Annotated in this window: 13 protein-coding genes and 2 pseudogenes; 1 reads left to right on the top strand and 14 read right to left on the bottom strand. The window is 66.1% G+C overall.

The window, feature by feature from the left end; genetic code table 11:
* The 5 genes and pseudogenes from ACFTWF_RS38695 to ACFTWF_RS38675 form a co-directional block, all read right to left on the bottom strand.
* Nucleotides 1-410: pseudogene (locus tag ACFTWF_RS38695) on the bottom strand (lipoyl synthase); the annotation flags it as partial.
* Between the two features lie 63 nt (nt 411-473).
* On the bottom strand, nt 474-1,883 hold the full coding sequence (lpdA, locus tag ACFTWF_RS38690; protein ID WP_378466365.1) for a dihydrolipoyl dehydrogenase: 1,410 nt from the start codon (nt 1,881-1,883) through the stop codon (nt 474-476).
* Nucleotides 1,884-1,892: 9 nt separating this feature from the next.
* A complete protein-coding gene (locus tag ACFTWF_RS38685) occupies nt 1,893-3,425 on the bottom strand; it encodes a 2-oxo acid dehydrogenase subunit E2 (RefSeq protein ID WP_378466364.1) in 1,533 nt (510 codons plus the stop codon).
* A 2-nt stretch (nt 3,426-3,427) separates the two neighbouring features.
* Entirely contained in the window at nt 3,428-4,459 is a 1,032-nt protein-coding gene (locus ACFTWF_RS38680; protein ID WP_378466363.1) for an alpha-ketoacid dehydrogenase subunit beta, read from the bottom strand.
* A gap of 14 nt (nt 4,460-4,473) precedes the next feature.
* Nucleotides 4,474-5,439 (bottom strand): thiamine pyrophosphate-dependent dehydrogenase E1 component subunit alpha, encoded by a 966-nt coding sequence (locus tag ACFTWF_RS38675; RefSeq protein WP_378466362.1) that lies wholly within the window; start codon nt 5,437-5,439, stop codon nt 4,474-4,476.
* A gap of 282 nt (nt 5,440-5,721) precedes the next feature.
* Between ACFTWF_RS38675 and ACFTWF_RS38670 the strand changes: the two genes are divergently transcribed.
* Nucleotides 5,722-6,168 (top strand): SRPBCC family protein, encoded by a 447-nt coding sequence (locus tag ACFTWF_RS38670; RefSeq protein ID WP_378466361.1) that lies wholly within the window; start codon nt 5,722-5,724, stop codon nt 6,166-6,168.
* A gap of 838 nt (nt 6,169-7,006) precedes the next feature.
* Here ACFTWF_RS38670 and ACFTWF_RS38665 read toward each other — a convergent pair.
* From ACFTWF_RS38665 to ACFTWF_RS38625, 9 genes and pseudogenes are all read right to left on the bottom strand, one after another.
* Nucleotides 7,007-7,987, bottom strand: a complete 981-nt coding sequence (locus tag ACFTWF_RS38665) for an NAD(P)H-dependent flavin oxidoreductase (RefSeq protein WP_378466360.1) — start codon at nt 7,985-7,987, stop codon at nt 7,007-7,009.
* Nucleotides 7,988-8,000: 13 nt separating this feature from the next.
* Nucleotides 8,001-8,564 (bottom strand): annotated as a pseudogene (locus tag ACFTWF_RS38660) (alpha/beta hydrolase fold domain-containing protein).
* Nucleotides 8,503-8,877, bottom strand: a complete 375-nt coding sequence (locus ACFTWF_RS38655; protein WP_378466359.1) for a hypothetical protein — start codon at nt 8,875-8,877, stop codon at nt 8,503-8,505. Before ACFTWF_RS38655 ends, ACFTWF_RS38660 begins: the two are co-directional and overlap by 62 nt.
* Entirely contained in the window at nt 8,874-10,379 is a 1,506-nt protein-coding gene (locus ACFTWF_RS38650; RefSeq protein WP_378466358.1) for an aldehyde dehydrogenase family protein, read from the bottom strand. Before ACFTWF_RS38650 ends, ACFTWF_RS38655 begins: the two co-directional genes overlap by 4 nt.
* Nucleotides 10,376-11,167, bottom strand: a complete 792-nt coding sequence (locus tag ACFTWF_RS38645) for a gamma-glutamyl-gamma-aminobutyrate hydrolase family protein (protein ID WP_378466357.1) — start codon at nt 11,165-11,167, stop codon at nt 10,376-10,378. The genes ACFTWF_RS38650 and ACFTWF_RS38645 overlap by 4 nt, the downstream gene beginning before the upstream one ends.
* Entirely contained in the window at nt 11,164-12,270 is a 1,107-nt protein-coding gene (locus ACFTWF_RS38640) for a Zn-dependent alcohol dehydrogenase (RefSeq protein ID WP_378466356.1), read from the bottom strand. The genes ACFTWF_RS38645 and ACFTWF_RS38640 overlap by 4 nt, the downstream gene beginning before the upstream one ends.
* The gene (locus ACFTWF_RS38635; RefSeq protein ID WP_378466355.1) at nt 12,270-13,643 is read right to left on the bottom strand and encodes a glutamine synthetase family protein; all 1,374 of its coding nucleotides are present in this window, start codon (nt 13,641-13,643) and stop codon (nt 12,270-12,272) included. The genes ACFTWF_RS38640 and ACFTWF_RS38635 overlap by 1 nt, the downstream gene beginning before the upstream one ends.
* On the bottom strand, nt 13,636-14,277 hold the full coding sequence (locus ACFTWF_RS38630; protein ID WP_378466354.1) for a hypothetical protein: 642 nt from the start codon (nt 14,275-14,277) through the stop codon (nt 13,636-13,638). The genes ACFTWF_RS38635 and ACFTWF_RS38630 overlap by 8 nt, the downstream gene beginning before the upstream one ends.
* Nucleotides 14,274-15,806, bottom strand: coding sequence for a flavin-containing monooxygenase (locus tag ACFTWF_RS38625; RefSeq protein WP_378466353.1), 1,533 nt, complete (start codon nt 15,804-15,806; stop codon nt 14,274-14,276). Before ACFTWF_RS38625 ends, ACFTWF_RS38630 begins: the two co-directional genes overlap by 4 nt.
* Nucleotides 15,807-15,816: the final 10 nt, after the last annotated feature.

Raw genomic sequence — 15,816 nt, 5'->3', positions numbered from 1 at the left:
TCGTCGCGGGCGACGCCGGTGATGGTGGAGTACCGCAGTCCCATCGCCTGGACGGATTCGGCGACGCGGCGGGGTTCGTCGCGGTCGAGGTCGTCCGGCTTGCCGGTGTCGATCTGGCAGAAGTCGCAGCGGCGGGTGCATTGTTCACCGCCGATGAGGAACGTCGCCTCGCGGTCTTCCCAGCATTCGTAGATGTTGGGGCAGCCGGCTTCTTCGCAGACGGTGTGCAAACCCTCGCGCCTGACGAGGCCCTCGAGCTCGGAGTATTCCGGGCCCATCTTCGCTCTCGTCTTGATCCAGTTCGGTTTGCGTTCGATCGGGGTCTCCGCATTTCGGATCTCGAGGCGGAGCAGCTTGCGACCGGGCTGGGCGTGCGCGGCGCCGGGCGATGTTCCTGGTGTGGCAGTCACGTATCGATTCCTGGTCGTGGGTTCCCGCCGAACCGCGAGGAACCGCGGTCCGGCGGGGGATTGCTACATGTTGATCGGGCGTCCCAGCGCCGACAGCACCGATTCGTGCATGGCCTCGGACAGTGTCGGGTGCGCGAAGATCACGTCGGCGAGATCGTCACCGGTGGCCTCCAGCGATCGCGCTATGCCGAAGCCCTGGATCTGCTCGGTGACATCGGGACCGACCATGTGGGCGCCCAGCAGCTCACCGCTGTCGGCGTCGAAGATGGTCTTGACGAACCCCTCCGCCTCACCGATTGCGAGCGCCTTTCCGGACGCCTGCAGGTCGAACTGCCCGATCTGCAGAGAACGACCGGTCGCCCGGGCCTGGTGCTCGGTGAGGCCGAGGCTGGCGACCTGAGGCCTGGAGTACGTGCATCCGGGGACGTAATCCTTGTCCAGCGGTGTCACGTGCGGTGCGCCCGCCAGCGTGTCGACACACAGCACGCCTTCATGACTGGCCTTGTGAGCGAGGCACGGGGCACCCGCGACGTCGCCGATGGCGTAGACCCCGAATGCGGTGGTGCGGCACCATTCGTCGGTGGTGACGAAGCCGCGGTCGACTTCGACACCGAACTCCTCGAGTCCGAGATCTTCGACGTTGCCCTGGATGCCGGCGGCGACGAGAACCCGGTCCACGACGCGCTCTTCGAGGGTTCCGTCCGCCGTCTGCACTGTCACGGATACGGAGTCCGCGCCGACGGTGAGTGCGGACACCGAGGCGCCGGTGTGGATCTCGATGCCGCGCTTCTCGAACTGCCGCCGCACGTGGCCGGCCACCGCGGCATCCTCGACGGGCATGATCTGCGGCGCCAACTCGACGACCGTGACGTCACTGCCCAGATCGTGGTAGAGGCTGGCGAACTCGACGCCGATGGCGCCGGAGCCGATGACCAGCAGCGACTTCGGAAGTTCCTGGGGAACCAGGGCGTCGAAGTACGTCCACACTCGATCGCCATCGGGTATCACCCCGGGTACCGATCGTGGGCGTGCACCTGTGGCCAGAATGATGTGATCGGCCCGGTACTCGGTGAGCGGCGACGCCGTGTCCGAGCCCTGTCGAACACCGACCATGCCCTTTCCGGTCAATCGTGCGGTGCCGGTGATCACGTCGATGCCGTTCTTCTTGATCAGGTATCCGATGCCGTCGGACAGCCGACCCGACACCCCGCGGCTGAACTCGACCAGTCGGGCCATGTCGAATTGCACACCACTGGTGGAGAATCCGAGCGGACGCAGATTTGCCAGCGTGTGCGCCACATCGGCGCCGTGCAGCAGAGCCTTGGTGGGAATGCATCCCCAGTTCAGGCAGATGCCGCCGAGTCGGTCCCGTTCGATCACCGCGGTGCGGAGCCCGTGTTGCGCGGCGCGGATGGCGGCAACGTAGCCGCCGGGACCACTTCCGATCACCAGCACGTCGTATTTGTCAGTCATCAACACTCCCTAGACCAGCATCAATGCGGGGGACTCGACGAAACGACGCAGTTCCTGCAGGAACGTCGCGCCGAGAGCGCCGTCGATCACCCGGTGGTCGCACGAGAGCGTCACGGTCAGCATCGTTCGGGCCTCCACCCGGCCGTCCACGACGACCGGTCGTTGCTGCCCTGCACCGACCGCGAGGATTGCGCCCTGGGGTGGGTTGATGATCGCGTCGAATTCGCGCACGCCGAACATGCCGAGGTTCGAGATGGTGAACGTGCCACCCTGGAACTCCTCGGGGGTCAGCTTGCCGGTCTTGGCCTTGGTCACCAAGGCGTGAACGTCGCCGGAGATCTCGGCGAGGCTCTTGCTCTCCGCCCCTCGAACGATGGGCGTGATCAGACCCGACGGCAGGGCGACGGCCACCGAGATGTCGGCGGCAGAGAATCTCAGCACCGACTGCGCCGTCTCGTCGAACTGGACGTTGACGTCCGGGACCCTGCGCAGAGCCGCAGCGCAGGCCTTGACGATGAAGTCGTTGACCGACAACTTGACCGCGGGCACGGTCGCGTTGATCTCCTCGCGGAGTGCGAGGAGGTCGTCGATCTCGAGTTCCGCCGTGAGCCGGAAATGCGGGGCATCGCGCTTCGACTGTTGCAAGCGCTGACCGATCGCCTTGCGCATCGAGTTGAACGGGATCGTCTCGAACTCGGGTGCTGCGTGCGGGACGTTCGCACCCGCAGGCGACGCAGCCGCCGTATCGGGCACCAGCCGGAACGTCCGTTCGGCTTCCCGGATGTCCGCTTCGCATACGCGCCCCCGCGATCCGGTGGCCCGACAGTCGTGCAGATTGATTCCGAGGGACTTGGCCAGTCGACGTGCCACCGGCGTCGCGTCGACGACGCTGTCGTCCGCCGAAGAGCGTCCTGGCACACCGGATCGGGTCGGCGACGATGCTTGCGCGACGCTTCCACCTGCCGCGCGAATAGCGTGGTGGACGTCCGCGACGGAGATTCGGCCGTCCCGGCCGGTCCCGGCCACACGACCCAGGTCGATCGACAGTTCGCCGGCCAGCCGGTGGGAGTGCGGCGTCGCGAATACGTCATCCTTCGTCTGTCCCCGTAGCGAATCCGGGACGGTGGTGGTGCCGGAAGTCGTGGCCGGCCGCTGTGCCGCCGGAGCGGACGGGGTGGGCTCCACGCGCGGTTCCGCGGGGGTGGGGCGCCCACCCGGCGACTGCGCGGGCTCGGATGCCGGGACGAGATCCGATCCGATTCCGGCCAGGAATTCCTCGATCTCGGCGTCGGAGACCGCTGCGCCTGCCGAGACGGCCAGGACCGCACCTACCGGCAGCGTGGCACCCGGTAGGGCGAGAATGCGTCGCAGCGCGCCGTCGAACGGTGCCTCCAACTCGTTGGTGATCTTGCTGGTCTCGATCTCGCAGATCAGATCGCCCTTTGTGAAGGGCGTTCCTTCGTCGATCAACCACGCGGTGACGGTGCCCTCGTCCATGGACAGGCCCCATTTGGGAACTTCGATCAGCTTGATGTCGCTCATGGTCAGGCAGTCACCACCTTGCGTACCGCGGCCTCGATGCGTGCCGCGTTCGGAAGCCATGCCTGTTCGAGCACAGGGGAGAAGGGCACCGGGGTGTGCGGTGGGGTGACCAGTTCGATCGGTGCCTTCAGCGAGCCGAACGCCTTGGTGGCGATCAGCGCGGCGACATCGTGCCCGAATCCGCATCGTGCCGCGGACTCGTCGACGATCACCACCCGACCGGTCGACGCGACGGATTCGAGGATTCCCTCCTCGTCGAGGGGGGAGACGGTCCGCGGGTCGACCACTTCGACGGAGATGCCCTCCGTCGCGAGTTTGTCGGCGGCCGCGTTGGCGGCGTTCACCATGGCCGAGAGGGCGATGATCGTGACGTCGGTGCCCTCTCTCGTGTAGTTGGCCACACCGAACGGGATGGTGTACGGCTCGTCGGGTACCTCTCCCTTGAGGTCGTACAGCGTCTTGTGCTCGCAGAACACCACCGGGTCGTCATCGCGAATGGATTGGATGAGAAGCCCTTTGGCGTCGTACGCGTTGGACGGGGCCACCACCTTGAGGCCGGGGACCGCGGCGAACACGTTGTACGGGGACTGCGAATGCTGCGCCGCCGCCGAGAATCCGGCACCGATCATGCCGCGCACCACGAGTGGGGTGCGGGCCTTGCCGCCGAACATGTAGCGGAATTTCGCGGCCTGGTTGTACAGGGCGTCGTAGCAGACCCCGAAGAAGTCCATGAACATCAGTTCGGCGACCGGACGCAGTCCGGTCAATGCGGCGCCGGCAGCCATGCCGATGATCGCGGACTCGGTGATCGGGGTGTCGATGACCCGATCGGAACCGAATTCGGTCCACAGGCCCTTGGTCACGCCCAGCACGCCACCGAACGCCTCGATCTTGCCGGAATCGAGTTCTGGGTTCGTTCCCGCCTGCCCGCCGCGCAGATCTTCACCGATCTGCACTACCGTCGCGTCGCGTTGCATCTCCTGGGCGAGCGCGGCCTTGATTGCTTCGCGGTACGTCGTTTTCGACGTTGTCATCTCTGTTCTCACTCTCAGTACGACACGTAGACGTCGGTCAGAAGGTTTGCCAACGGCGGATATTCGGCCTGCCTGGCCTTCGCCACGGCGTCGTCCACTCGGGCCCGCGCGTCGGTGTCGATCGCGTCGAGTTCCTTCGCGGACACCTTCCTGCTGTCCGGGTGATTACGGAAGTTCAGCAACGGGTCTTTCGTCTTGCGAAGTTCCGCAACCTGATCCGCGGTGCGGTACAGCTGTGCATCGCCTTCGAAATGCCCGTGCCAGCGGTAGGCGATCGCCTCGATCGAGGTGGGTCCGCCTCCCATCCGCGCCCGCTCCACTGCCTCACGGGTGGCCTCGTGCACGGCGAAGAAATCGGTACCGTCGACGGTGACGGCAGGCATGCCGAACGATGCTGCGCGGGAGGCGATGCTGGGTGCGCCGACGGCGTAGTCCCGTCCGGTGGCCTCGCCGAATCCGTTGTTCTCCGTGACGAAGACGATGGGAAGGTCGAGCACGACCGCCATGTTCATGGCTTCGAAGACGGTTCCCTGATTGGAACCACCGTCGCCGGTGAACGAGGCCGCGACGCCGCCGTTGCGCAGCGTCTTTGCGCTGAGCGCCGCACCGATGGCCAGTGACGGCGCCCCACCCACGATGGCGTTCGCGCCCAGCATGCCCACCGACAGGTCGGCGATGTGCATGGAGCCGCCCTTGCCGTGGCAGAGGCCGTCGTCCTTGCCGAAGATCTCCGCCATCATCCCGTGAAGATCGCAACCCTTGGCGATGCAGTGCCCGTGGCCGCGGTGGGTGGACCCGATGTAATCGGTGTCCTGCAGGTTCTCGCACACGCCGACGGCAATGGCCTCCTGACCGGAATACAGGTGAATGAAGCCGGGAATGTCGCCGGTGGCGTTCTCCTCGTGGAGGCGGTCTTCGAACGCTCGGATCTCGGCCATCTTCCGATACGCGCTCAATAACGAGTTCTTGTTCAGCGCCATTGCACTCCTTGGTTTCTCCGTTGTCCCCGGCTACGGCGGGTACGTTCCGCCCGGTGTAACCCGGGTCATGAATGTAGGGAGATATGACGCCCGCGATAAACGTTGCAGCCAATTGCAATGGGAGCCGTCGTAGGAAGGTGCGCTAACGATCAGTGACAGCACACCCAGCACAGGAGGACAATGAAACGGACCGGTCTCCATTCCTTCCGCCCTCGGTTCGATCGCGCGGGCGTGCCGAGGCGGGCCACGACCAATTCAGTTACCAACAAGGGGATGATCGCTATGCCAGTCGTCGAGCAGTCCGTCGTCATTGCCCGCCCCACACCCGATGTGTGGAACTTTCTCGTATCGGCGGAGAACTGGCCGTCGTGGGAAGCATCGAATGTCGAATGCGAGCAGATCACCGACGGGGAGCTCGGGGTGGGTACCCGATGGCGCGGCGTCACCCGAATCCTGGGTAAGCGAGTCGATTGGGTGACGGAGTTTGTGGAGTACCAGCCGGAGAAGGTGGCCACGTCCAAGTCGGTGGAGGGCAAGATCGGCTTCACCGCGACCACCAAGCTCGAGGAGGTCGACGGCGGCACCCTGTTCACCTACCGAGTCGATACCGAAAGCGGCCTCGGTGGGGTCTTCGGCAGGCTGGCGGACCCCATCGTCACGAAGGCGTACTCGCGCACAGTCAGGGCGAGTCTGGACAATCTCGCCGACCTGCTTACCGCCGACAGCTGACCCGTCGGCGGTAATTCGACGGGGTGGATGCTAGAACTTCCCGACGGCGTCGAGGTTGGCGAACACCTCACCGGTCATGAAGAGGTTGGCGCCGGCGGCCTCGCTGAGGCTTTGCGCGAAATACCGGGAGAAGCGGAACGGCCAATACGCGGGGCCGATCCGCCACCGTGCGGCGTCATGACCGTCGGCATCATCTCGTTCAGATCGTATGTGGTGACCATCCTCTCGCCCTGGGAGATGCCGTTGATCTTCTCTGTCCCGTAGGCGCCGTCCATTCGAAGCAAATATCCTCTATCAGTATGTAATTACCGGTCTTGCTCACGAACCTCGGCCCGCCGGGATAGAACACGCCCATGCATGCGTCGATATGGTTGGTCCGGGATCCGATCGGCAGATAGAGACCGGTCTTCGCGGCTTTGGCCTCGAACGGCGCGATTCCTTCGCCCGCGACCTCGTTTTCGTTCAGCAGTGCGACGATTCGCGGTGGAAAATCGAAACTCGCATATATCCGGACGATGTGAAGTACGGCAATCTCATACACTCGGCCTGAGCGGCCGGCACGGGGGTGTGGAGAGATAGCACCAGAACGAGGCGACGTATAGCGCCAAAGCCTTACGTAGTAGGGCACGCGTACCGAGTCCGGCATCATATCGAAACTTCGCCTGGATCGACTTTCTCTCTGGGAGTACCGTTATCGATGCGTGCAGAAGACCGCCGCCACGTATGCCGTTGAGCGATGGCGCCTTCGGAATGAAGGCGCCATCGTTCACGTCGCCGTGGTTGTGCCCGAGCCACACGACCGGCGTGATTTCCGGTGGTGTGACTCCAGATGGCCTGTTCAGCTGGAGATGTGGTCGGGCAGTCTGCGGGTGATGACGTGGTGTGCTTCGGTGAGTATCGCGCCGACGACGTCCTCGCAGGTGCCGATGTCGTGGATGAGGCCTTGGGCTTGGCCGGCCCACCACATTCCGCCCTCGACGTCGCCGTTGCCGTACACCTGTTCGCGGCCGCGGACGCCGCTGGCCAGGTGAGCGATGTCGTCGAAGGTGGCGCCGGGTCGGCGGGAGAGGGTCGCGATTTCTTCGGACACCGAGTTCCGCGCGACGCGGGCGGAGTTGTGGAACTCGCGGAAGACGATGACGGTGTCGCGTTCGGTGTTGTCGACGATCTGCTGTTTGACGTTGTCGTGGATGGGTGCCTCGGTGGTGGCCATGAAGCGGGTGCCCATGTTGACCGCGGAGGCGCCGAGTGCCAGGGCGGCGACCAGGCCTGCACCGGTGGCGATGCCGCCGCTGGCGATGATCGGGATGGTCAGGGCCCTCGCTGCGGTGGGGATCAGGACGAGTCCGGGGACGTCGTCTTCGCCGGGGTGGCCGGCGCATTCGAAGCCGTCGATGCTGATCGCGTCGACGCCGAGTTGCTCGGCCTTGACGGCGTGCCGGACCGAGACCGCTTTGTGGATCAATTTGACCCCTGCCGCGTGGAATGCGGGCAGGTGCGGCTGCGGGTTGCCGCCGGCGGTTTCGACGATGGTGATGCCCGAGTCGATGATGGCGTCGCGGTATTCGTCGTAGGGGACCGGGCGGATGGTCGGGAGGATGGTGAGGTTGACGCCGAACGGTTTGTCGGTGAGGTCGCGGCAGCGGGAGATTTCTTTGACGAGGGCTTCGGGGGTGGGTTGGGTGAGGGCGGTGAGGAATCCGAGTGCGCCGGCGTTGGCGACGGCGCTGATCAGGTCGGCGGTGCCGACGGCGGTCATGCCGCCGCACAGGATGGGGTGCTCGATCCCGAAGGCCTGGGTGAAGTCGTTGGTGAACAAGTGCTTCCTCGTTCTAAGGTTGGGCCGCGTGTCGGCGGATGGCCGGAGGCTGAATGGTGTCGTGGGTGGTGCTGTAGGCATTCGTCCGTTGTCGGCAGGCGGTGAGGGCACGCCGGATCCGGGTGGCGGCCTCGGAGACGGCCGCGTCGGCCGCTGCCAGGGTGCCGACCTCGGTGAAGAAGCCGTGGAACACTCCGTCGTAGCGGCGCAGTTCGGCGGGGACACCGTCGGCGACCATTCGGTGTACGTAGTCCTCGGCGCAATCGTGGAGGGGATCGACCTCGGCGGTAACGACCAGGGCCGGTGGCAGACCGGCCAACGTGTGCGCAGCGGCGGGGATCGCGTACGGGTCGGTGTAGTCGGCGTCCCAGCGTAGGTAGTTGCTCAGGAACCACTGGCAGTTTCGGGCGGTGAGTACCGGGCCGCCGGCGTGCTCGGTGAACGACGACTAGTGGTCGGGGCGGGCGAACGCGGGGTAGGCGAGCAGTTGAAGGGCGATGGCCGGGCCACCCCGGTCACGGGCGCGCAGACAGACGGCGATGGCGAGGTTGCCGCCGGCAACAGGCGTCGGCGCCATCGATCGATCCCAGTGTCCATCCGCCGCCGTGGAAGTAGATCAGCACCGGCAGTCCGGCACGGTCGGTGGGGCGATACAGCCGCACCGGGATCGGACCGTGGGTGCCGGCGATGTCGAAGTCCTCGACGGCATGTATCGCATCGCCCACGCTCGGCCGCAGGGAGCCGACGATGCGACGGGCTTCGTCGACGCCCAGAACTTGGAACGGCGCGGTCGAGACGGCGTCCAGTTGCTCGAGCGCGGCGCGGGCGTCGGGCGCCAACGCCAGGTGCGACCATCGGTCGGCGGTGACGGCTGTGTCTGGACCGGTCATGTCAGCTTGATCCAGGTGGTCTTCAGTGCGGTGAACTTGTCGAGTCCGTGCGCGCTCTTGTCGGCGCCGTGTCCGGAGAGTTTGCGACCGCCGAACGGCACGGAGGGATCGCCTTCCTCGTAACAGTTCACCCACACCAGGCCGGCGTCGAGACTGCGGGAGATTCGGTGTGCCCGACTGATGTCTGCGGTCCAGACCGCCGAGCCCAACCCGTAGTCGGAGTTGTTGGCGATCGCGACGGCCTCGGTTTCGTCGTCGAAGGTCAGCACCGACAGCACCGGCCCGAAGATCTCGTGCTGGGCCAACCGGCTGTCCGGCTCGACGTCGTCGAAGACGGCGGGGGCGACGAAGCACCCGGGCCGGTCGAGTGGTTCACCGGATCCGAGTGCCAGTGTGGTGCCGGAGTCGATGCCGCGGCGGATCTCGGCGAGCACGTCGTCGCGATGCCGGGCGCTCGCGAGCGGCCCGAACTCGGTGGCCGGATCGAGAGGGTCGCCGATACGCAGGGCAGCAAGGTGTTTGACGATGCCGTCGAGCACCTGATCGTGGATGCTCCGGTGGACCAGTAGCCGGGACCCGGCGGTGCACATCTGCCCGGAGTTGAATGAGATCGCCCACGCCGCGGTGCCGATCGCCTCGTCGAGGTCGGGGGCGTCGGGGAAGATGATGTTCGGTGACTTGCCGCCGAGTTCGAGCCATACCGGTTTGACGTTCGAATCGCCGGCGTAGTGGAGCAATTGCTGGCCCACCGCGGTCGATCCGGTGAAGGTCAAGGTGCTGACCTGCGGGTGGGCGGCCAGGGCTTTGCCGGTGACCGGTCCGCTGCCGGTGACGACCTGGAACACGCCCGGTGGCAGCCCTGCCCGGGAGCCCAGTTCGGCGATCCGCAGCATCGACAGCGGTGATTGGCTGGCGGGTTTGAGGACGACGGAGTTTCCGGCGACGAGGGCGGCGGGGATCTTGAAGCACGCCAGGCTGACCGGGAAGTTCCACGGGGTGATTGCCGCAATCACCCCGAGCGGCTCGCGGGTGACCAAGGCCACGGAATCGGTTCGGCTGCGCGGCGATTCATCCATCAGCTTGTCGGCGAGTTCGCCGTACCACCGGATGAGCCCGATGCTGGTCCGGGTTTCGATCTGCCAGGCGTGCGTGACGGGTTTGCCCATTTCCAGACTGATCAGGGCGGCGATCTCGCTGCGGTGAGCTTCGAGCAGATCGGCCCACCGAATCAGGACATCACCGCGCTCGCGGGGTGAGAGCTTCGACCACACCCCGGTCTCGAAGGCGCGGGCGGCACCGGCGACGGCATCGTCGACGTCAGCGTCATGGGCGGCCGCGACGTCGACGAGTACGGACCCGTCGCGAGGGGTGATCAGGGGGCTGGTGCCGTCGTTGCGTGCGGCCCTCCACTGCCCGTCGATCCACATCTGTTGCGGCAGGCGCAGTGATCCGGTCAGCTCCGTCCAGTACTCGGCGGAGGTGTTCATCTGTGCAGTGCTCATCGCGCGGTCCATTCCAAGACGTCGGCAGGAGGGGTGTCGGCTGATCGGGCGGCGCGGGCGGCGGCCGCGACCAGCCAGGAGAACACCGGGTCGCCTCCCGGTTGCCATTCGGGGTGCCACTGCACCCCCAGAACCGCTGCGCCGGGAATTTCGATCGCCTCGACGATTCCGTCGTCGGTCCGGCCGGTCACCACGAGTGGGGAGCCGCAGTCGTCGATCGCCTGATGGTGATAGGAGTTGCGGATTCGGCTCGGCCCGTAGACGGATGCGGCGAGAGAGTCGGGCGCGAAGCTGATCAGGTGGTTGTCGGTGCCCGTGTGCGGAGCGCTGTGCGGCGAATAGTGTTCGATCTCCGGTGCGCCGAGGTCGGAGATCAGGGTGCCGCCGCAGGCCACGTTCAGCACCTGGTGTCCGCGGCACACCCCGAGCAGCGGAATTCCGCGCTCGAGTGCGGCGCGGACCACCCCGATCTCATGGACGTCCCGTTCGGTGTCATAGGCGTGCGGGTTGGTCCGGTCCTGGCCGCGGGTGGGATCGACGACCCCACCCCACACCCGCGGATCGATGTCCTGCCCACCGGTGATGATCACCCCGTCGAGGTGATCGACGACGGCCGAGCCCACCGCTTCGTATGGCAGCAGCACCGGCACGCCGCCGGCCTTGGCGACCGCGGCCGAATAGTCCGTGAAGAAGTTGTCGATCTGGACACCGGTGTACCGGGCATCTTGTCCGGTGATGACCGAACCGCTCAACCGTCGTCCGGTGATGCCGATCAGGGGGGCGCTCATGTGTGCTCCATGTCTACGATCACACGCATGCTCCGGCCGGAGGCAAGCGCGTCGAAACCGCTGTTGATCTCGTCGAGGGTGACGGTGTGGCTGATCATTCGGTCCAGTTCCAGCCGACCGCGGCGGTACAACTCGACGAACCGGCCGATGTCGGTCTTGAACTGGTTCGACCCCATGAACGAGCCCTGGAGGGTCTTCTCGGCGTAGAACAGGTCGGTTCCGTCGATCCGGATCGGTGGGTCGGCCGGCACCATTCCCACCACGGTGGCGACACCGCCGGGAGCGAGCATCGCGACCGACTGCTCGACGGTGCGCGCCTTGCCGACCGCCTCGAAGGCGTAGTCGGCACCGCCGCCGGTCAGGCTCAGCACCTGTTCGACGGGATCCGTTTGTCCGGCGTGCACGACGTGGGTCGCGCCGAACTCTTCGGCGGCGGAAAGCTTTTCCGGGACCACGTCGACGGCGATGATGGTTGCCGCCCCGGCGATGCGGGCACCCTGGATCGCGGACATGCCGATCCCGCCGGTGCCGATGACCACCACCGACGAGCCGGGGCGCACGCGGGCCCGGCGCGTGACAGCCCCGATGCCGGTGGTCACCGCGCAGCCGAGGATGCTCGCCTGCGCCAGCGGCATGTCCTCGGCGATGACGGCCAGGGCGCTGTGGTGCACGACCGCCTTCTGCGCGAACGCCCCGATCCCCGCGGTTGGCCGCACCGACTCGCCCGCGGCGTTCGTCAGCCGGCCGGAGACGCCCGCCGTGGCCAGTTCCTGACGGTGCACGCACAGGGTCAACCGCCCGTCCGTGCAGTACCGGCAGTGTCCGCAGAACACCGACAGGCAGGTCACCACGTGGTCACCGGGGACGATCCCGGACACCCGGGTGCCGACCTTTTCCACGACTCCGGACGCTTCGTGGCCGAGCAGGATCGGCAGCGTGGTCGGGAAGGTGCCGTCGATCTCGTGCAGGTCCGAATGGCACAGTCCCGCATACCGGATCCGAATCAGCACTTCCTCCGGACCGGGATCGGCGAGGGTCAGCTTTTCGATGTCCAGGGTGCCCGGTGCCGCATTGAGAACCGCGGCGCGAATGATCTCCGACATCACACCAACTCGAAATATCGGGTGAACTCCCACTCGGTGAGCGGGTCGTCCGGGCCGCCGCCGTCGGTGTGGTACTGCATCCATTCCCACCGTTTCAGGCCGATCCAATAGTCGATCAACTCGTCGCCGAGGACGGTGCGCAAGGTGGTGTCGTCCTCGAGCACGGCCAACGCTTTGCCGATGGTGTCGGGCAGGTAGTCCACCACCCCGGGAGGGAGGAGGTAGGCCATGCCGTCGAACGGTTGCGGCGGCTCGATCTGCTCGCTGATTCCGTGCAGGCCGGAGGCGAGGACCGCCGCGACGGTGAGGTACGCGTTGGAGTCGGCGCCGGGAACCCGGTATTCGATCCGGGACTGCGCGCGATGCCCGACGATCGCCCGGATCGCGGTGGACTTGTTGCCCGTGCCCCAGGTGACCGTGGTCGGGGGCCCCTCGAAATCTCGCATGCGCCGATACGACGTAATCCACGGCAACGCCAGCGAGGTCGTCGGCGCCACGGTCTGCATGACGCCACCGATGAAGTGCCGCATCACCTCGGACGGGCCCTGCTCGGCGTAGAAGGCGTTGTCCTCACCATCGGCCAGCGACAGGTTGATGTGGGAGGCCTGACCGTATCCGTCGCACCACTTGGCCATGAAGGTGACGGTGCGACCGAGCTCGAAGGCGACCTCTCGCATGACCTGCCGGGCTCGGGTCCAGTAGTCGCAGGCCGCCACCGGGTCGCTGATCGAGATGTTCAGCTCGATCTGTCCCCAGGCGGCCTCGTCGTTCCATGCATCCCACGGGATACCGACCTCGTCGAACCGGCGCGATACAGCGGTCATGTATTCGTGCCAGCGGGCGTCCTTGGGCATGTGGTAGCAGAAGCCGGCCTTGCCGCCGAGCGGGGTGAGATCCCGGAAACCCTTGCGGCGGGCTTCGTGGATGTCCTCCTCGAACACGGTGGCCTCGATCTCGATGGCGACCCTGGCGCTGTATCCGTGTGCGGCGAGCCGACCGCAGATGCGCTCGAGCGTGTTGCGCGGACACACCGCCAACGGATTGCCCCACCGATCGACGAAGTCCCCGAGCACCGACGCCTGGCCGGGACCCCACCGGGTGAGCGTGGACAAGTCCGGCCGCAGAAAGATGTCGGCCATGTCTCCGCGCCACTGCGGCCACGCGAAGCCGAGCTGCGGAGTGTTGTCGAGATCGGCGCCGAAGACGAGGTCGACCATTCCTATCCCGGACTCGACGGCGCCGACCGCCTTGGCGGGCGAGAGCACCTTGCCCATCAGTGCGCTGTCGAGATTGGTTCCCTCGACCCGCACCATATCGATCTCGTGCTCGGCGAGCCAGACGCGCAGTTGCTCCGCGGTGATGCTGTCAACCATGAAACTGGACCTTCCAGGCGGCGCCGACCATGACCGACAGCTGTGCGGTGGTTCCCCGCACACGCAGCGCGCCGGTGGCAACGGCGGTGAAGAATGATTCGATTCCGGAGAGCACGCGTGCCAAAACGGTGTGCTCGCCATAGAGTTCGTACTCGGCGGCGCCCTCGCCCAGCACCAGTTTCCGGCCGTCGGAGCAGGTGACGATCAGCCGGTCGGGCATGCCGCGATCACTGCGAGTGAGCTCCCAGAATTCTCGGGCCGCGTCCTCCCACGCGGGAATCGGTGGGTTGAGCACTGCGGAGACCGCATAGACGACGGCGTCCTCGGCGTCCGCGGGTGTACACCCGGACACGGTGTAGGGGCGGTCCGGATCCAGGGTCAGGGTGCACCGACTGTGCTCGCGCACACCGTGTGCGACGGTGACCGACGTCCTTCCGAATTCCAGAGACGCGCTCTGATGCGTGGTGCCCGCGCGGACCGCGACGCAGATGTTCTTCTCGCCGATTTCACGCAGGTGCTCGGCCAGCTCGGGTCGGCGCCGGCTCAGCCGGAGTACATGCCCCAGCGCCAGCACGAACGGGGTGGGATCGTCTTCGAGCGCGACGTCGATGACGTCGGTGGTGGTCGTGTTCATGAGGATCGTGTCCCCTCCAACTCGGTGTCGTCCGCGGCGCTGCGCAGGGTCAGGTAGTCATGGGGATTGAAACGTCGTGTCCGGAACCAATACTCGGAGTTCGCTCCCGGCCAGAGAGTGTCGATGGTGCCGTCCGGGTTCTGGTACCACCCGGCGCATCCGGATCCGTAGACACTGCTCGCCAGCCGCTGCTGCACCCGCCGGTAGCTGCGGTCCTGGACGACGTCGAGCACGTCGAGGGCGGTGGTGCCGGTCCGAGCGAGGTACTCGACGGCCTGGGCGATGTAGCGGGCCTGGCATTCGAGCATGAACGTCATCGAGCCGGAGCCGATGCCGGTGTTGGGACCGGCCATCAAGAACAGGTTCGGATATCCCGAGACCGTCAACCCGAGGTGCGTCTTGGCGCCCGCGCTCCAGGTGGTGTGCAATTCGTGTCCACCGCGGCCGAACACCTTCATCGGGATCATTTCGGAGACAGCGAAACCGGTACTGAAGATGAGGGTGTCGACGTTTCGCTCCACACCGTCGGTGCCGACGACGGACCGTTCCCTGATGTCGTCGAGGGCGCCGGAGATCAGGTCGACGTTGTCTCGTTGCAGGGCGGGATACCAATCGTCGGACATCACGCGCCGCTTACAGCCGATCTCGTAGTCCGGAATCACCGCACGCCGCAGCTGCGGGTCGTGGACCGAACGCTCGATGAACTCCGTCGCCCATCGGGTCTGGGTCTGGGTGGTGCGGTTCTGCTTCTCGAATCCGTAGGCGACCACGTCGTTCTGCCAGAACCGGCGCCACCGCCTCAACTTCAGGCTGAGGGGGACCTTGCGGTAGAGCCAGCCCTCCAGCCGGCCGATCTCGCGATCGTTCCGGGGAAGTACCCACGGTGCCGATCGCTGGTAGACGTAGACCTTTTCGGCCGTCTTGGCGAGCTCGGGTACCAGCTGGGCTGCGGTGGCGCCGCTGCCGATCTGCGCGATCGAACGTCCCGACGGGTCGAAACTCGAATCCCACTGCGCCGAATGCAGCACGGTCCCTTCGAAATTCTCCAGGCCGGGGATGTCCGGAATCTTCGGGGTGCTCAGTACCCCGGTCGCGGAGATCAGCACATCGGCGGTGTAGACGATTCCCCCGGACGTGGCGACCTCCCATCGGTGGTAGGTGTCGTCGAACCGGGCCTCGGTGACCGTGGTGTCGAAGCGGATGTGCCGGCGCACGTCGTGGCGTTCGCTGAGACCGATCACGTAGGAATGGAGCTCGGCGCCACCGGCGTACAGGCGCGTCCACCCGGGATTCGGGTCGTACGAGAGCGAGTAGTTCAGGATCGAGGTGTCCACCGCGATCCCCGGATACGTGTTCGCCTCCCACGTCCCGCCGACCTCGGTGGCGCGCTCGAGCAGGGTGAGGTCGGTGACCCCGATCTTCTTCAGGGCGATCGCCGCAGCCAGTCCGCCGAGACCGGTGCCGACGATGAGCACCGAGGGGGTCGTGCGGGTGGCCGACGATCGTTGGTCAAATGCAGTAACTTTCATGATTCCCATC

The organism is Rhodococcus sp. NPDC056960 (assembly GCF_042674125.1).
Lineage (GTDB): Bacteria > Actinomycetota > Actinomycetes > Mycobacteriales > Mycobacteriaceae > Rhodococcus_F.
The sequence above is the reverse complement of the archived record's forward strand: the minus strand, read 5'-3'. Positions and strand labels throughout refer to the sequence as shown.

Bases quoted from the DNA above. Each gene is read 5' to 3' on its own strand.
- ACFTWF_RS38630 (WP_378466354.1), bottom strand. From the start codon at position 14,277: ATGAACACGACCACCACCGACGTCATCGACGTCGCGCTCGAAGACGAT.
- ACFTWF_RS38645 (WP_378466357.1), bottom strand. From the start codon at position 11,167: ATGAGCGCCCCCCTGATCGGCATCACCGGACGACGGTTGAGCGGTTCG.
- ACFTWF_RS38625 (WP_378466353.1), bottom strand. From the start codon at position 15,806: ATGAAAGTTACTGCATTTGACCAACGATCGTCGGCCACCCGCACGACC.
- lpdA (WP_378466365.1), bottom strand. From the start codon at position 1,883: ATGACTGACAAATACGACGTGCTGGTGATCGGAAGTGGTCCCGGCGGC.
- ACFTWF_RS38670 (WP_378466361.1), top strand. From the start codon at position 5,722: ATGCCAGTCGTCGAGCAGTCCGTCGTCATTGCCCGCCCCACACCCGAT.
- ACFTWF_RS38640 (WP_378466356.1), bottom strand. From the start codon at position 12,270: ATGTCGGAGATCATTCGCGCCGCGGTTCTCAATGCGGCACCGGGCACC.
- ACFTWF_RS38650 (WP_378466358.1), bottom strand. From the start codon at position 10,379: ATGAGCACTGCACAGATGAACACCTCCGCCGAGTACTGGACGGAGCTG.
- ACFTWF_RS38635 (WP_378466355.1), bottom strand. From the start codon at position 13,643: ATGGTTGACAGCATCACCGCGGAGCAACTGCGCGTCTGGCTCGCCGAG.
- ACFTWF_RS38655 (WP_378466359.1), bottom strand. From the start codon at position 8,877: ATGACCGGTCCAGACACAGCCGTCACCGCCGACCGATGGTCGCACCTG.
- ACFTWF_RS38675 (WP_378466362.1), bottom strand. From the start codon at position 5,439: ATGGCGCTGAACAAGAACTCGTTATTGAGCGCGTATCGGAAGATGGCC.
- ACFTWF_RS38680 (WP_378466363.1), bottom strand. From the start codon at position 4,459: ATGACAACGTCGAAAACGACGTACCGCGAAGCAATCAAGGCCGCGCTC.
- ACFTWF_RS38685 (WP_378466364.1), bottom strand. From the start codon at position 3,425: ATGAGCGACATCAAGCTGATCGAAGTTCCCAAATGGGGCCTGTCCATG.